Source organism: Amycolatopsis sp. PSD-21, assembly GCF_055561455.1.
This window is the reverse complement of sequence record NZ_CM145712.1, coordinates 4,690,391-4,705,628: the sequence shown is the minus strand read 5'-3', so window position 1 is coordinate 4,705,628 and position 15,238 is coordinate 4,690,391. Positions and strand designations below refer to the sequence as shown.

Annotated in this window: 17 protein-coding genes; 6 read left to right on the top strand and 11 right to left on the bottom strand. The window is 69.9% G+C overall.

Annotated elements, in window-relative coordinates; all coding sequences use genetic code 11:
- Positions 1-51 precede the first annotated feature (51 nt).
- Positions 52-846 carry a TetR/AcrR family transcriptional regulator gene (locus ACZ1DY_RS22235; protein ID WP_465485608.1) on the top strand — a complete coding sequence of 265 codons (795 nt, stop codon included), beginning with the start codon at positions 52-54 and terminating at the stop codon, positions 844-846.
- Positions 847-1,010: 164 nt separating this feature from the next.
- Here ACZ1DY_RS22235 and ACZ1DY_RS22230 read toward each other — a convergent pair whose 3' ends face one another.
- The 5 genes from ACZ1DY_RS22230 to ACZ1DY_RS22210 are packed head-to-tail and all read right to left on the bottom strand — an operon-like array spanning position 1,011 to position 4,501.
- Complete coding sequence (locus ACZ1DY_RS22230; RefSeq protein WP_465485607.1) at positions 1,011-1,241, bottom strand: hypothetical protein; 231 nt, start codon at positions 1,239-1,241, stop codon at positions 1,011-1,013.
- 5 nt (positions 1,242-1,246) lie between these two features.
- Positions 1,247-1,795 (bottom strand): hypothetical protein, encoded by a 549-nt coding sequence (locus tag ACZ1DY_RS22225; protein ID WP_465485606.1) that lies wholly within the window; start codon positions 1,793-1,795, stop codon positions 1,247-1,249.
- Entirely contained in the window at positions 1,779-3,179 is a 1,401-nt protein-coding gene (locus ACZ1DY_RS22220) for a hypothetical protein (protein ID WP_126732985.1), read from the bottom strand. The genes ACZ1DY_RS22225 and ACZ1DY_RS22220 overlap by 17 nt, the downstream gene beginning before the upstream one ends.
- On the bottom strand, positions 3,176-3,463 hold the full coding sequence (locus tag ACZ1DY_RS22215) for a hypothetical protein (RefSeq protein ID WP_126732984.1): 288 nt from the start codon (positions 3,461-3,463) through the stop codon (positions 3,176-3,178). Before ACZ1DY_RS22215 ends, ACZ1DY_RS22220 begins: the two co-directional genes overlap by 4 nt.
- A gap of 12 nt (positions 3,464-3,475) precedes the next feature.
- Positions 3,476-4,501, bottom strand: coding sequence for a hypothetical protein (locus ACZ1DY_RS22210; RefSeq protein WP_465485605.1), 1,026 nt, complete (start codon positions 4,499-4,501; stop codon positions 3,476-3,478).
- A 74-nt stretch (positions 4,502-4,575) separates the two neighbouring features.
- On the opposite strand from ACZ1DY_RS22210, the gene ACZ1DY_RS22205 reads away from it, so the two are divergent.
- Positions 4,576-5,589, top strand: a complete 1,014-nt coding sequence (locus ACZ1DY_RS22205; RefSeq protein WP_465485604.1) for a glycosyltransferase — start codon at positions 4,576-4,578, stop codon at positions 5,587-5,589.
- Between the two features lie 73 nt (positions 5,590-5,662).
- On the opposite strand, the gene ACZ1DY_RS22200 is transcribed toward ACZ1DY_RS22205, so the two are convergent.
- Together ACZ1DY_RS22200 and ACZ1DY_RS22195 are read right to left on the bottom strand one after the other, a co-directional pair.
- On the bottom strand, positions 5,663-6,154 hold the full coding sequence (locus ACZ1DY_RS22200) for an anthrone oxygenase family protein (protein ID WP_465485603.1): 492 nt from the start codon (positions 6,152-6,154) through the stop codon (positions 5,663-5,665).
- 13 nt (positions 6,155-6,167) lie between these two features.
- Entirely contained in the window at positions 6,168-6,995 is an 828-nt protein-coding gene (locus tag ACZ1DY_RS22195; RefSeq protein WP_465485602.1) for a Rossmann-fold NAD(P)-binding domain-containing protein, read from the bottom strand.
- 82 nt (positions 6,996-7,077) lie between these two features.
- On the opposite strand from ACZ1DY_RS22195, the gene ACZ1DY_RS22190 reads away from it, so the two are divergent.
- Entirely contained in the window at positions 7,078-8,016 is a 939-nt protein-coding gene (locus ACZ1DY_RS22190) for an AraC family transcriptional regulator (RefSeq protein WP_465485601.1), read from the top strand.
- Here the strand turns inward: ACZ1DY_RS22190 and ACZ1DY_RS22185 are convergent.
- Positions 7,995-8,948, bottom strand: coding sequence for a helix-turn-helix transcriptional regulator (locus tag ACZ1DY_RS22185; protein WP_465485600.1), 954 nt, complete (start codon positions 8,946-8,948; stop codon positions 7,995-7,997). The genes ACZ1DY_RS22190 and ACZ1DY_RS22185 overlap by 22 nt on opposite strands.
- A 115-nt stretch (positions 8,949-9,063) precedes the next feature.
- On the opposite strand from ACZ1DY_RS22185, the gene ACZ1DY_RS22180 reads away from it, so the two are divergent.
- Positions 9,064-9,702, top strand: coding sequence for an SDR family NAD(P)-dependent oxidoreductase (locus ACZ1DY_RS22180; protein ID WP_465485599.1), 639 nt, complete (start codon positions 9,064-9,066; stop codon positions 9,700-9,702).
- Between the two features lie 5 nt (positions 9,703-9,707).
- On the opposite strand, the gene ACZ1DY_RS22175 is transcribed toward ACZ1DY_RS22180, so the two are convergent.
- On the bottom strand, positions 9,708-10,511 hold the full coding sequence (locus tag ACZ1DY_RS22175) for a pentapeptide repeat-containing protein (RefSeq protein ID WP_257486918.1): 804 nt from the start codon (positions 10,509-10,511) through the stop codon (positions 9,708-9,710).
- Between the two features lie 260 nt (positions 10,512-10,771).
- Here ACZ1DY_RS22175 and ACZ1DY_RS22170 point away from each other — a divergent pair, with 260 nt between their 5' ends.
- On the top strand, positions 10,772-11,953 hold the full coding sequence (locus ACZ1DY_RS22170) for a S8 family peptidase (RefSeq protein ID WP_465485598.1): 1,182 nt from the start codon (positions 10,772-10,774) through the stop codon (positions 11,951-11,953).
- Between the two features lie 286 nt (positions 11,954-12,239).
- Here the strand turns inward: ACZ1DY_RS22170 and ACZ1DY_RS22165 are convergent, their stop codons facing one another.
- Positions 12,240-13,106 carry an SGNH/GDSL hydrolase family protein gene (locus ACZ1DY_RS22165; protein ID WP_465485597.1) on the bottom strand — a complete coding sequence of 289 codons (867 nt, stop codon included), beginning with the start codon at positions 13,104-13,106 and terminating at the stop codon, positions 12,240-12,242.
- Between the two features lie 110 nt (positions 13,107-13,216).
- Between ACZ1DY_RS22165 and ACZ1DY_RS22160 the strand changes: the two genes are divergently transcribed.
- Entirely contained in the window at positions 13,217-14,449 is a 1,233-nt protein-coding gene (locus ACZ1DY_RS22160; RefSeq protein ID WP_465485596.1) for a PucR-like N-terminal domain-containing protein, read from the top strand.
- Here the strand turns inward: ACZ1DY_RS22160 and ACZ1DY_RS22155 are convergent.
- Positions 14,399-15,235 (bottom strand): helix-turn-helix transcriptional regulator, encoded by an 837-nt coding sequence (locus ACZ1DY_RS22155; protein WP_465485595.1) that lies wholly within the window; start codon positions 15,233-15,235, stop codon positions 14,399-14,401. The genes ACZ1DY_RS22160 and ACZ1DY_RS22155 overlap by 51 nt on opposite strands.
- Positions 15,236-15,238 lie beyond the last annotated feature (3 nt).

The following is a 15,238-nucleotide window of genomic DNA, read 5'->3' as shown; positions in this document are numbered from 1 at the left end:
ACGGTGTACAGTTCAGGATAGCACAACTCTGTACACCGTAGAGAGAACGTGATGACGGACGCGGACCACACCGGCACGGGCGATCCACGGCGGACCATCGAACTGCTCTGGGGCGTACGCGAGAAGCCCCGTCGCGGCCCCAAGCCGAAGCTCACCGTCGAGGAGATCGTCACCGCCTCGATCGAGCTCGCCGACACCGAGGGCATCACCGCGCTGTCGGTGCGCCGGGGCGCGGAGAAGCTCGGCGTCTCCCCCATGACGATCTACACCTACATCCCCGGCCGCGCCGAACTGCTCGACCTGATGATCGACCGGGTCCACGGCGAACTGACCGATCCGCCGGAGAGTCACGACTGGCGGGTCACGATGACGATCCTCGCCGAGGACGCGTGGGAGATGTACCACCGGCATCCGTGGATGCTCCAGCTCACCACCGGCCGTCTCCCCCTCGGCCCGCACACCTTCGCCAAACACGAACGCGAGCTGAAGGCCGTCGACGCGATCGGCCTCACCGACCTGGAGATGGACGCCGTCGTGGCGATGGTCAACGGCTTCGTTCAGGGCATCGCACGCGGTTCGGTGGAATCGGCGAGTCTCGTGCGGCGATCCGGGATGACGGACATGGAGTGGTGGACGGCCAGCGCGCCGGTGCTCGCGGAGATCCCCGAGGCCGACGCCGGGCTGTTCCCGCTCGCGGCGCGGATCGGGCAGGCGGCCGGGGAGACGCACGGTGCGGCGAGCGCGCCGCTGCACACCTTCCGGTTCGGGCTGGCGCGGATCCTGGACGGGGTCGAGCAGCTGGTGAACGGCGACTCCGGTGCCTCGGGGGTCGAATTGCCGTCGTGAGCGCGTGGCAGTACATGAAGGCCCCCTTCCTTGCGCCTGGCAAGGAAGGGGGCCTTCATGTACTCGGGGAAGGTGTGAAGGTCGAGTTTCCTCGGCTGAGCCGAGGGAAGGGGGCCTTCACGGACCCGCGCCCGTCATCAACCCGCAGCCGTAAGCCGCATAGGTCACTTGCCGCGTCGTTGCAGCACGCGGTAGACCAGCCACAGCGCCAGCGCGACCGGCGTCAGGACCGCCGTGAACAGGATCCCCCCGAACATCCCGTAGCCGTGCGGATCGAAGGACAAGCCGGTCGCGCTGAGCACCACGCGGGCGACGAGCAGCACGATCACCGCGGCGACGCAGACGAACGCGCCGAGCACGACGCGTCGTAACACCGTCCGCGATGTGCTCTCCATATCGGTCACTTCGGGTCGGGAGTGCAGACGGTCAGGAACGACTTCCGGTTCTCCCGCTCGACGCCCGCCGCGTCGAGCCAGCCGCTCCGGCCGAACAGGTAGGTCCCGGCCGGATGCTGGGCCGATTCCCGCAGCACCTGGGCGACGTCGGCCTTGGCGCCGTTCGCTTTCGGGCCGTCGACGGCGACACTGATCGAACCCGCCTTGGTCCAGTCGTACCCCGCGGGCAGCGGTGTCCGCACCTGGAGAGGGCTCTCGGTGTCCGGAAAGGACACCCCGAGCAGGTCCAGGCGCTCGACCCGCACCCCCGGCTGGGGCGCCGACCAGACCTGCTCGGTGCTCGCCTGGGTGCCGGAGTCGAACGTCAGCCTCAGGCCGGTGACGCCCTCGCACGGAGTGCCGGTCCACAGTTTCAGGACGCCGTCGTCCACGCGGAACCCGGCCTCCGGTGGCAGCGACGGCGCGAACTGTGCCTTGGTGTCGCACGCCGCGGTCACCGCCAGCACGAGCGCGGCGGCGCAGGCGACGCGCGACGCCCTAGTGGTATCCGCCATCGGTGAGTCCCGCGTCTTCCTCGGTTTCGTTGCCGCCGGTGACCTGCTCCCACGCGTAGGAGGCGAGGAATCCGGCATAACCTTCGCGCGCCCATTGCTGGGAGTGGCGCTCCTCGTGGTGCAGCAGCCGGTCCAGGTCGAGCGAACCCTGGGACGCGCCGTTGTCGTCCTCGTACCAGGCGTGACCCGACTTCACGACCTCCCGCAGTTGCTGCGCCGGATCCTTCGCGTCGTCGATGTTCAGCATGAACGTGTCACCCCAGGCGGTTCCGCCCTGCTGGCTGAACTGGTCCTGGATGAGGTTCCCGCCGAGACCCATCATCATGCCGTTGGGGGTGGTCACCAGCCGCCCGCCGTTGCCGTGCACGAAGCCGACGTCGTCGTCGTAGCTCCAGGAGTTCTCCCGTTGCCGCTCGGTGATCCGCCGCAGCTCCTCGGATCCGTACGGCGTCGGCGCGAAGTCGGTCTTCTCGCCTTCGGTCCCGTAGTCGGTGCCCGCGTTCAGGATGTAGGTCATCCGGACGGCCTTGGCGGCGTCGTCCCCGCTGATGCCGGTCGGCATCAGGAAGTACGACTTGAAGGTCCCGTCGCCGTCTTCGTCCTCGCGGATCTCTTCCATACCGTCGAGGACCTTGAAATCCTCGGGCGTGATGTCGTGTTCGTCGGCGATCTTCTTGATGGTGTCGATCGATACGCCCCGGCGTACGGCGTTCTCGAGCCACTGCCGGTAGTGCCCGGACGCGGGTGGCCCGGTCAGCAGCCCCGCCTCGCGCAGGGACTGCTCCATCTCGATCACCTTGGCGTCGATCTCCCCGCTCTTCTTCGCTCCCGCGAGGGTGGTCGCGCCGTCGTCGCTGACCTTGCCGTCCTGCGCGAGTTGCATCACGCGGGCGAGGGCGACGTCGATGTTGTTCGCCGCCGTGAGGATCGCCTTGGTCTCCTGCTCCAGCTGCTTCTTGATGGTTTCGCGGTGCCGCCGGGACTCGGCGTACTCTTCGGCCTCGAACCGCGATTTCGGGGGCGGGTCGGCAGGCTTGTCGTCCACGAGCGCCCCGTCTGCGGCGATGCGGAACTGGTAGGTGTGGGCGAGGGAGTCGTTGTTGGCGACCCTGCTCTTGAGGGCGGTCACCTCGTCCGACGCGTTCTGCAGGGCGGTTTCGACGGCGGACAGTTCCGCGACCAGCACCTCGGCCTTGTTCCGCGTGTCACCCAGCGAACTGCGCGCGTTCTCACCGGCCGGGCCGCGCCAGTCGGGCAGTTTCCGGGCGTCGTCGAGTTCGTCCTGCAACCCGATGAGTTTGTCCCGCCGCCCAGCCAGGTTGGTTGCCGCCGTGTCGAGCGCCTCGGCGTCCCATTTGCGGACGTCGTCGTAGCCGATCGTCATCCTCCGAAAGCCTCCTTCGCGGAGTTCTCGTTTTCGGAGTAGGTGTTCGCGGCCTTCGTGATCGAGTCGCTCCAGCCGTCGATCTCGCCGGCCCACCCCTTCGCGCGCTCGGTGAACGTCGACGCCAGCGTGGGCGCGTTCTTCGCGGCCTCACCGCCGGGCAGCGCCGTCGCTATCGCGTCCAGGCCATTGCCCGGTTCCACGGCCCTGGCCTGGTCCGCGGCGGACCCCGCCGCCTTGGCCGCGTTCCGCAGCTGACCGATCTCGACCTCGTACCCGCTCACAGCCGCTGGACTCTACTTGAGCTCGGGAGCCTCCACAGGCGATTTGGGCGATTCTTCGACGACCGGAGGGCGGGCGAGCTCGGCCAGCTGCCGGACGACGTCGTCGTACCGCGCCTGATCCGCGACGGCACGGGCCTGCGCGCGCTCCAGTTCTTCGGCCAGCGCCGTCGCCCGGGCTTCGGCGAGGCTCCTGGCCGTGTGTTCTTCCGCAAGCGACGCGCGGACGCGGTCGAGCTCGCCCCGGAGCCCGGCCGATTCCTCCCGCGCGGCGGCACAGTCCTTTTCGGACACCGTCGCCCTGGCCTTCGCTTCGTCGAGCCGGTCCAGCAGTGCTTCGAGCTCGGCGACCGCACGGGCGAGTGCCGTGTCGCGCTCGCCCAGCTCCGCCGCCAGCCGGGTCTTCTCCTCCCGGACGGCGGCGAAGTCCTCGCGCAGTGTCCGGAGGTCGGAGACCAGCGCGTCGCGGGCGCGTTCGGCCGCCACGGTCGCTGCTTCCGCGGCGCCCCTGGCCCGTTCGTGCGCGGCGACTTCGGCCCACGAACGCTGGCGGGTCTCCTCCGCGTCCTTCAAGGCCTGCTCGGCGGTGCGTTCCGCTTTGGCCTTGGCCATCTTGTCGTCGCGGGACGCGGCCAGCGCGGTCGCGCGGGCGGTGTCGGCCTTGGCAGCGGCCTGCTGCGCGTCCTCGGCTTCACGCCGCGCCGCGGCCGCGTCGGTTTCGGCTTCGGTGACCCGTCCCAGCGCGGCTTCGGCGGCGTTGTCGAATCGGGAGCGCATGGCGTCCAGCAATTCCACCAGCGACGCCGCGGCCGGGGTGAACTCGTCGGCGATCCGGCGGACCTCCAGCAGCGGATCGGCCACGCTCGCCACGGCGGCCGCCCGCCGGGCGCGCGACGCGGCGTCGGCGTGGGTCTTGCTGCAGTAGGCCGAAGGCCTGCCGCCCTTGCGTTTCCCGTCGGCGTCCACCGCGGGCGGGGGCAAGGGGTTCTCGCAGCCTTCCAGCGCGCACAGCCGGACCTCGTCGGCGTCCGTATCGATCACCGCAGCAGGGTAGCGCTGCCCGCCCGCGCCAAAAGCGAGGCAACGCCGGTGGGACCGCCGATAGGGTCGATCGCATGCGTGTCCTGTTCGCCTTCGCCGGCGGCAACGGTCACTTCCGGCCGCTGCTCCCCCTCGCCCACGCGCTCGCCGACGCGGGCCACACGATCGCGTTCACCGGTGAGCCGTTCATGGTCCCGATCGTCGAAGCGACGGGTTTCGCCGCGTTCCCGTCGGGGCCGAATCTCGGCAGTGACGGCCGTCGTCGGCCGTTGCTGCCCGTCGACAGGGACCGCGAAGACGCCGACCTCCGTGACGGGTTCATTCGTCGCACCGCACCTCTGCGGGCGAAGGACGTCTTGGCGCTCTGCGAGGACTGGACCCCGGATCTGCTGGTCTGCGACGAAGCCGATCACGGCGCGATGCTCGCGGCCGAACGGCTCGGTCTCCCTCACGCGACCGTCCTGGTCACCGCGGCGGGCGTCCTCATCCGTCCCGGATTGGTCGACGACGCGCTCAACGAGGTCCGCGCGGCCCACGGGCTTCCCCCGCAGCGGAACCTCGACATGGCCTACCGGCATCTCGTGCTCTCACCGTTCCCGGCGAGCTTCCGCGATTCACGGTTCCCGCTGCCGCCGACCGCACAGCCGTTGCACGATCCCGTTCCCGGTCGTGGGCCGGTGCCGGGCTGGTACGTCGAGGGCCGCAAGACGGTCTATTTCACCCTTGGCACGATCTTCAACACCGAATCCGGCGACCTGTTCGCCCGGGCGCTGGCCGGCCTGCGGGAGGTCGACGCGACCTGTGTGGTGACCGTCGGGAACCTCATCGATCCCGCCGAGTTCGGCCCTCAACCGGAGCACATCCACCTCACGAGATACCTGCCGCAGGACGACGTCCTCCCGTACTGCGACGCGGCCCTCACCCACGGCGGTTCGGGCAGCCTGCTGGGTGCGATCGCCCACGGGCTGCCGATGGTGCTGCTGCCGATGGGCGCCGACCAGCCCCACAACGGCGACCGGGTCACCGAACTCGGGCTCGGCACCGTCCTCGACGTCCTCGAAGCCACGGCCGACCTACTTCCCCGGTGACCACGGTGGTTTCGCCGCCGAGGCCGCCACGTTCGCGCCGCAGCTCCTGGAGATCCTCCGCGCCTGACCCCGGTCAGGCGCGGACGTGCACGATCAGTCCGCCCACCAGAGCACCGAAGCCGCCGATCGCGGCCAAGGTACGGACGAGGTTCCAGCGTTCCCAGACGCCCTCGAACTTCGCCCGCAGCGCCTCGAAGTCGGTGTCGTCACCGGCGAAACCGGCTTCGAGCGCGTTGTTCAACGGCACGTTGATCGCCATCGTCACGATCAGCATCACCAGCAGCAGGACGAACCCCGCGATGAGCCACGGCAGCGCGGACCGCAGCTCCGACCGGAAGTGCAGCGCCGCGGCCGCCGCGGCGAGCAATGGCGCGCCTCCGAAGCTGATCGCGAACCAGCCGTTGAGGATGGCGATGTTGATCTCCCGCATCCCGGTCACATACGTCCGGGCGTCGGCCCGGCCCAGTCCCGGCATGACCGAGCACGTATAGGCGTAGAACAAGCCCGCGATCAACCCCGCCGCGATGACGGCCGCGATCAGGACGATCTCGCTCAGCGTCGTCATTGCTGTCGCCTCCCTATCGATTCCAGACCCCGGTGGCCGCGGCCTTCGCGGCGTACTCGGAGAAGTCCCTCGCGGGCCTGCCCAGCACCTTCTCGACGTCATCGGTGAGGGATTCGTTCCGGCCGTCGAGGACACGGGAGAACAGGTCGGTCAAGCCCTCGATCTCTTCCTCCGGCACACCCTGTTCGGCCGCTCCCGCGGCGAACTCCGCCGGGGAGACCGGAACGTACTGGATCTCCCGCCCCGAAGCCTTGCCGATTTCCGCCGCCGCGTCCGCGAAACCCAGCAATCGGGGCCCGGTCAGCTCGTACACCTCGCCGTCGTGCCCGTCGGCGGTCAGCGCGGTCACCACGACGTCGACGATGTCCTCGACGTCGATGAACGGCTCGGTCACCTGCCCGGCCGGCAGCACGATCTCCCCGGCGAGCACCGGTTCCAGCAGGAAGTGCTCGCTGAAGTTCTGCGCGAACCAGCTGGCCCGCACGACCGTCCACTCGGCACCGGAGTCACGCACTCCCTGTTCGCTGACCACGGCCTCCTCCTCGCCGCGGCCGGAAAGCAGGACCAGCCGCCGGACGCCGTGGTCGACGGCGAGCTTCGAGAAGTCGCGGATCGCTTCGGCCGCACCGGGGAAGGCCAGATCGGGGTAGTAGGTCAGGTAAGCCGCGCCGACTCCGGTGACGGCCGCTCGCCAGGTCGAGCGGTCGTTCCAGTCGAACCCGGGACGCGATGCCTTGCGGACGTCGATGCCCCGTTCGGTCAGGCGTTGCGCCACGCGGCTCCCCGTCTTGCCGGTAGCACCGAGGACCAGGACCGTTTCGTTGTTCTTCGTCTCTGTCATGCCTCTAGTCAAGCGCCTCAGAATGAGACGGAACATAGTTCAAAGGCTCTGTTCCATGTTTCATCGTCTACACTTGGTCGGTATGGATCCCCTTGCCGGTCTGCTCGACGGACCCCGCGCTCGCGGCGCGTTCCTGCTGAAGTCGGTCATGACGCCGCCATGGTCGCTGCGGATCGAGGACGAAGCACCGCTGACGGTGATGGCGCAGGTCCGCGGGGAGTCCTGGGTCGTGCCCGAACACGGGGACGCGGTCCGCCTCGGCGCCGGCGACATCGCCATCGCGCGCGGCCCGGACCCGTATCTCGTCGCGGACGACCCGGCCACGCCACCGCAGGCGATGATCCTGCCGGGGCAGGAATGCCTGACCCCGGACGGGCAGCACCTCACGGAGCTGTCCGACCTCGGCGTCCGCACGTGGGGCAGCGATCCGGACGGCCCCGTCGTCCTGCTCACCGGCACCTATCCGCTGGAAGGCGAGATCAGCAAACGGCTCCTCAACGCGCTGCCGTCACTGCTGGTCGTGCGGGACGACGACTGGGACAACCCGCTCGTGCCGCTGCTCGCTGGTGAGATCGTCAAGGACACGCCTGGCCAGGAAGCCGTCCTCGACCGGATTCTCGACCTGCTCCTGGTCGCCGCGCTGCGGACCTGGTTCGACCGGCCCGGCGCCGAAGCGCCCGCCTGGTATCGCGCGCACAGCGACCCGGTGGTCGGGCGGGCGCTGAAACTGTTGCAGCACAAGCCCTCCGAACCGTGGACCGTGGCGAGCCTCGCGGCCGACACCGGGGTTTCCCGTGCCGCGTTCGCCCGCCGGTTCACCGCCGCGGTGGGCGAACCGCCGATGACCTACCTCGCGAGCTGGCGGATCGCGCTCGCCGCGGATCTCCTGCGCCAGCATCCCGACGTCACGATCGGCGCGGTCGCCCGCCAGGTCGGCTACGGCAGCTCGTTCGCGCTCAGCGCCGCGTTCAAACGCGAACACGGCGTCAGCCCGCAGGGTTACCGTGCCGGCGTCGCGTAACGCTCGACCAGTTCCGCGCCGATCCGCGCGAGTTCCGCCTGGACCGACGGCGGCCCCAGCACTTCGATCATCGAGCCCCAGCCCGCGAGCTGCTGGGCGATCATCCACGCCACCGGCGCCGACACGGTCACCCGCACGCGGCCGTCGTCGAGCGTCTCCTCCACAGTGGACTGCCGTCCGAAGTGGTCCTGGAGGATCGGCAGATGCCGCTGGGAGATGAGCACGGTCGCGTCCAGCCCCGAACGGCGTTCCTCGACCCGGTCCACCACCTGCTCCCACGCCTTCGACAGCTCGAAGTCGTCCGGGCGACCGGCCGGCAGATCGGTGACCTCGGCGCCGGACATGCGGTCGACCCGGAAGGTGCGCTGGCCTTTCTCGGTGCCCGCGATGAGGTACCAGATGTCGTCCTTGTCCACGAGCCCCCACGGATCCACAACCCGCTCGACCGGTTTCGCGCCCTTTTTCGCGTAGCCGAAGCGGACCTTGCGGCGCCGGACGATCCCGGACTGCAGCACGTCGAGCAGCTCAGGCCGTTCCTTCTCGCGCTCGCCCCAGCGCCACGGGTCGATGACGACCGCGTCCGCGGCGGCCTGCGCGTCGGCGCGGAAGGTGTCGGGCAGGGCCCGGACCAGCTTCCGCAGCGCCGATTTGACCTCGGGCGAGATCGACGCGGCCGGGCCCGCGAGCAGGAACAGCGCCTGCGCCTCCGACGCCGACAGTCCACTGAGGTCGGTCCGCGCACCGCCGACCAGCGACCATCCACCGCCACGGCCGGGCTGCGGGTACACCGGCACGCCCGCGGCGGACAACGCCTCCAGGTCGCGCCGGGCGGTGGCGACCGAGATCTCGAGTTCCCCGGCCAGTTCGGCAGCCGTGACGCGGCCACGAGCCTGCATCAGCAGGAGGGTGGCCACCAGGCGATCGGCACGCATGCGCTCAGTCTCGCAGGCAAACCGCTCACCCCGTGAACACTTTGCGGCCCGGACTTGACCTTCACACCGATGTCAACCCCTACGGTCACCGCACCCCACCCGGAAGGAGAAGCCCATGGCAGGCGCAGTGATCATCGGTGCGGGACCGGGTATCGGCCGCTCGGTCGCGCACCGGTTCGCCCGGGAAGGACTGCCGATCACCGTGATGGCCCGCAGCGCTGCGACGCTGGAGCCGCTGGCCGCCGAGCTCGGGACCGTGCTGGCGCTCACCGCCGACGTCACCGACGAAAAGTCCCTCAGAACCGCCCTCGACACCGCCGCGCGCGAGCACGGCGAACCCGACGTCGTGGTCTACAACGCGGCGATCATCCAGGCCGACGCCCCCGGAGAGCTTTCCGTCGAACGGCATCTCGCGGCGTGGTCGGTCAACGTCGTCGGAGCGATCACCACCGCGGCCCATGTCGCGCCGGGGATGGCCGAGCGCGGTTCGGGCACCGTCATCGTCACCGGCGGGATGCCCGAAGCCGTGCCCGCGTACACGAGCCTCTCACTCGGCAAGGCCGGTGTGCGGGCGCTGGTCTCCTTGCTCGACACGCAATTCGGTCCTTCGGGAGTGCACGTCGCGACGGTGACCGTCGCCGGTCCGGTCGCGAAAGGGACCGCGTTCGACCCCGACGACATCGCCGAGCACTACTGGCGGCTGCACACCCAGCCACGGGACGCCTGGCAGCAGGAGATCGTCCACAAAGGATAGAACGGCTACCAGTGAGCCGGGTGGGTGAGCGACTCCGGCAGCTTCGTCGTCGCGTCGCCCTTCGCCGCGTCCAGCTGGGACTGGATGAGGAAGAGCGCGTCGCGGAAGTCCGCGCCGCGGACGTCGGCGTCACGCAGGTCCGCGCCGGTGACGTCGGCCTGCCGGAGATCGGCTCCCCGCAGGTCCGCCCCGATCAGCAAGGCACCGCGCAGCAGCGCTCCGCGCAGGTTCGCCCCCTTGAGCTTCGCGCCGATGAGGTCCGCGCCGCGCCGGTCCTTCTTCTTGCCCGGCACCTCGGCGCGGGCGAGTTCGCTGGCACGCACCAGCAGCCCGTTCACCGCGGCCCGATGCGTGGGGACGTCCAGCTTCCTCAGCACGCCGGGCGTGTCCAGTGTCATCCGCTCGGTCCGGTCGATCATCTCGGCGAGGTCGTCGCGGATCGGCGCGGACGTCGGCAGTGACGCGGCCTCGGTGAGGTAGTAGAGCAGTTCGTGCAGATCTCGCATGACCGGGAAGACCGCGAACATCGACTTCGCCGTCTTCGGCGCCTTCCGCCAGTCCTCACCGTCGAAGGTGACCTGGGAGACCTTCTGGCCCGCGCCGAAGCAGTCATAGACCGTGCAGCCGGTGAAGCCCTTCTTGCGGAGCTTGTCGTGGATGCCGCACCGGGAATCCTCACGCAGGTTCGGGCACGCCTGCCCGGCCGGTTTGGTGATCGCGAAATCGGCCGACGCCGCGAAGGCCGGGACGACACAGCACAGGCCGAAGCAGTTCTCGCAGTCGGCTCGCAGGCTGGAAAGGGCTGGCACGGTGGTTCGGACTCCAGATGTTCGGCGAGGTGTTCCAGCCACAGGGTACGGAGAGCACTTTCCGTGCAGGGCACCCGCCGCCAATGGCCGCCAGACGAAGGTCGGGTGCTGCCCCGTTCAGTCGATTCGGACATCCCGGCCGCTCAATAGCCTCGATTTTCGTGGGATCCGGCAGGTGCCGTCCCATGCGGTCGTGCCGGACCGCTTTCCGCCGCTGTGGTCCTGACCGGCCGGTCCCCTGCGAACGACAGGACGAACACATGCGAGAGACGAGACAAGCGCGTTGGCTGGCGCGTGCCGGATTGGTGAGCGCGGTCGCGGTGGCGATCAGCGTGACCGCCGCTCCCGCCCAAGCCGCCGAAGGACGGATCCTCGCCGCCGGATCCGCCGAAGCGATCCCGAACAGCTACATCGTCACGCTGAAGGACACCGGCGTCGTGGGCGCGCTGGCGAACCGCTTCGGCGCGAAGGTGGAGCAGGTCTACAGCAGCTCGCTCAAGGGCTTCTCCGCGACGCTGTCGGAGCGGCAGGCCAAGCGGCTCGCCGCCGACCCGTCGGTGGCGTCCGTCGAGCAGAACCAGGTGGTCCGCGCGGACGCGACCCAGACCAACCCGCCGTCCTGGGGTCTCGACCGCGTCGACCAGCGCAACCTGCCGCTGGACAAGAAGTACAGCTACACCAGCACCGGCGCGGGCGTGAACGTCTACGTCATCGATACCGGCGTGCGGATCAGCCACCAGACCTTCGGCGGCCGCGCCCGCAACGGCTACGACTTCGTCGACAACGACGCCGTCGCCCAGGACGGCAACGGCCACGGCACCCACGTCGCCGGCACCATCGCCGGATCGCAGTACGGCATCGCCAAGGGCGCGACCGTCTACGGCGTCCGCGTGCTCAACAACTCCGGCAGCGGCACCACCGCCGGCGTCATCGCGGGCATCGACTGGGTCACCAAGAACCACGTCAAACCGGCCGCGGCCAACATGAGCCTCGGCGGCGGCGCCTCCAGCACGCTCGACGACGCCGTCCGCCGGTCGATCGCCGCGGGCGTCACCTACGGCGTGGCCGCAGGCAATTCCAACTCGAACGCCTCGGGCTTCTCCCCCGCCCGCGTGACCCAGGCGATCACCGTCGGCTCGGCCACCGAGACCGACGCGCGCTCCAGCTTCTCCAACTACGGCAGTGTCGTGGACATCTTCGCGCCGGGCACGAACATCACCTCGGCGTGGAACACCAACGACACCGCGACGAGGACCATCAGCGGCACCTCGATGGCGACCCCGCACGTGGTCGGCGTCGCGGCCCGGTTCCTGCAGAACAACAAGAGCGCCACCCCCGCGCAGGTGGCCACCGCGCTGATCAACGCGGCGACCCCCGGCAAGGTGACCAACCCGGGCTCCGGTTCCCCGAACCGGCTCCTGTACTGGGCGCCGACCGCCTGACAGCTCGGCCCCTGCTCGGCTGAAGTACATGAAGGCCCCCTTCCTTGCGCCTAGGTACAGGAAGGGGGCCTTCATGTACTGGGGAAGGTGTGAAGGTCGAGTTTCCTCGGCTCAGCCGAGGGAAGGGGGCCTTCACGCGCAGCCTTTACGACCAAACTTCTCCTGGAGTCGCGGCTCCCCGGTGCCGGGTGGCGGGTGGTGCGGCCCGGACACGCCGTGAAGGCCTCCTTCCCTACCCTCAAGGTAGCCAAGGAGGCCTTCACGGACAGGCTCACGAGGTGCGTCGCTACAGCACCTTCCGGATACTCGGCACCACGGCGGCGAGCCCGGCCGCGTTCGGGTGCAGCGGGGCGAAGCTGTTGTTCACCACCGAAGGAATCAGCCCCTCGATCCATTTGACGCCGATCGGCTGGCAGGCGTCGTGACCGATGCTCGGCGTCCGGATGTCGACGTACTTCGCGCCGTGCGCGGCGGACTGCTCGGCCATCCGCGCGTTGAGCCGGTCGATGTTGGCCTGGATGTAGTCGGCGTCCTGCGGCAGTACCGGGACGAGCGGCCAGCACCCACCCGGCTTGATCCCCGTCGGGTAGCCCACCATCACGATCTCCGCCCGCGGCGCGCGCTGGCGGATCTGCTCGATGACCGTGCCGTAGGTCGCGGCGAAGGCGTCGATCCTGGTGGCGTACTTGTCCACCCCACCCGCGGTGTTGGCCGCCTTGCACGAGGCGCCCACCGGCAGCAGGTTCACGCACGACGTCGCGAGCCCGACCAGGCCCACGTCGTTGCCGCCGATCCCGACGGTCACCAGTGTCGTGTCGGCCGAGAGCGCGTCGTACTGCGGCGGGTTGGTACCGGAGACGATGCCCTTCTGCGGGTTGCTGAAGTGCGATGTGGTGGCGGCGCCACAGGTGACGTCGCGCAGTTCGTCGACGTCGAGCTGCTTCGCGAGCAGTCCGGCGTAGTTGATCGCCGACCGGGCGCAGGTGAGCAGATCGGACTGCGGCAGGACCACCGAGCCCGCCGAGAACGAGTCGCCCATCGCGACGTACACCTGCCGTTCCGCCGTGGCGAGGGCGGGTGTCCCGATGCCGACGAGGGTCAGTGCGGTGCCCGCCACCGCGGCGATCCGGGCGAGTCTTCCCCAGCGTGTCACTGCCGCCTCCTGCATGCGTCGTCGAATGCCACGATCAGCGTCCGCCGAGCCGGGGAGAACCACTAGAACGGAGGCGCGCGTTCTTGATCGGGGTTTTGTAGGTTCCCTCTATGACGAAGGCGTCGGCACAGCCCTGGCGCAGGCTGGACGCTTCGGTGCTGACACGGCTGGAGCCGGACACCGACGCGATTGCGTCCGCCGCGATGGACCAGGTCCGCGCCGGGCTGAGGACCCCGCTGGACGGCCGGACGGCCGCGAACCTCCAGGTCACCCTCGACGTCGCCCTGCACGCCTTCTTCAGCGAGATCGGGCATCCCGACATCACCACCGACCGGGAGGTCTACCGGGCGCAGGGGCGGGCCCAGCACACCGCCGGCCGCAGCCTCGAGGAGATGCTGGGCTTCTACCAATCGGCGGCGCTGGGTGTCTGGCGGCAGCTCACTTCGGCGGCACCGGCGGTGGACCTGCCGACCAAGGCGATCGTCGAACTCGGTGAAGCGCTGTTCGCCTTCATCGCGGAACTCTCCGCGGCGGCCGCCGACGGATACGCCGAAGCGCGCTCGCAGGCGGCACGGGCCGGGCAGGCACGCCGCGACCGCCTCCTCGGCCTTCTTCTCGCCGAACCGGCCGCCGCCCGCGACCAGCTCGACGACGCGGCGAACCAGGCCGCGTGGGTACTGCCCGGCCGGCTCGTCGTCGCCGTCACCAGCGCCGATGTCGCGCCGCAGCTGCTCGACCGGATGCCGGGGCGGGTCCTGATCGGCCGTCACCACGACCTGACCGCTGTGGTCATGCCCGCCGACCGGCGCGAGTGGTACCTCGGCCGCTTGCGGGACCTGCTCGGGGACGACCAGGCCGGGGTCGGCCCGGTCGTGCCGCTTCGCTCGGCCGCGCTCAGCGCCCGCCGGGCGAGCGCGTTGTGGCGGCTGACCCGCACCGGCGCGCTCGGCGACAGTCCGCTGGTCCACACCGTCGACCACCGTATCGATCTGCTGCTGACCGCCGATCCCGAACTCGCCACCGAGTTCGCGAAGGACGTTCTCGCGCCGTTGGCCGGTCTGCCGGAACCGGCGAGGCAACGGCTCACCACGACCCTCGCGGCGTGGCTCGCGCGGCCGGACCAGCCGCAGGCGATCGGTGTCGAACTGCACGTCCACGTCCAGACCGTCCGCTACCGGATCCGGCAGCTGCGGACACTCTTCGGCGGCACGATCGACGATCCCGCCGGTCGATTCGCGCTGGCGATCGCGCTGAGAATCGCCCCGCTGGTATCGAGGGAACCTACAAAACGGTCAGAGCGGGGCGTCCATCCGCTGCGTCCCGACGACGGACAGCAGGCGTAAAGCGTTCTCCGACGGCGTTCCGGGGTCGGCGGTGTAGATCACGACCTGCTGGTCGCGGTCGGTGATGTCGAGGACGTCGCAGTTCACGCTGATCGGGCCGACCACCGGATGCCGGAAGGTCTTGCACGGGGCGGGCGAGGCGCACACGTCGTGCGCGGCCCACAGCCGGGCGAATTCCTCGCTGCCGTCGAGGAGTTCCCGGATCAGCCCGGCGACCTCGGGATCGTCGTGATATCGGCCCGCGGCGGCCCGGAGATTACGGACCGCGCTCGCGGAGAACTCGTCCACATCGGACACCCCGTACAGCCGCTTCCCGAGGAAGGCGCGGCGCACCAGGTTGCGGTCCCGTGGTGGCAGGGCGGAGAAGTCCTCCATCAACGCGGCGGCGAGGTCGTTCCAGGCGAGTACGTCGTAGGTCGCCGAGAGCACGATCGCCGCCGCCTGCGGAAGCCGGTGCAGCAGCGCGAGAATGCTCGGCCGGACCTCCCTTGACGGGCCGGGTGGCGGTCCCGGCGGCGCGCCGGCGAGGTGGTGCAGGTGATCGCGTTCCACATCGGACAACCGGAGGGCCCTGGTCAGCCCGGCGAGCACCTCGCGAGAGGGCCGCGGGCCACGGGCCTGCTCCAGCCGGGTGTAGTACTCGGTCGAGATGAACGCCAGCTGCGCCACTTCCTCACGCCGCAGCCCGGGGGTGCGGCGCCGGTGCCCGGCCGGGAGGCCGACGTCCGCGGGAGTGATCCGCTCGCGCCTGGTGCGCAGGAAGTCCGCGAGTTGTCGTCTGTCCACCAC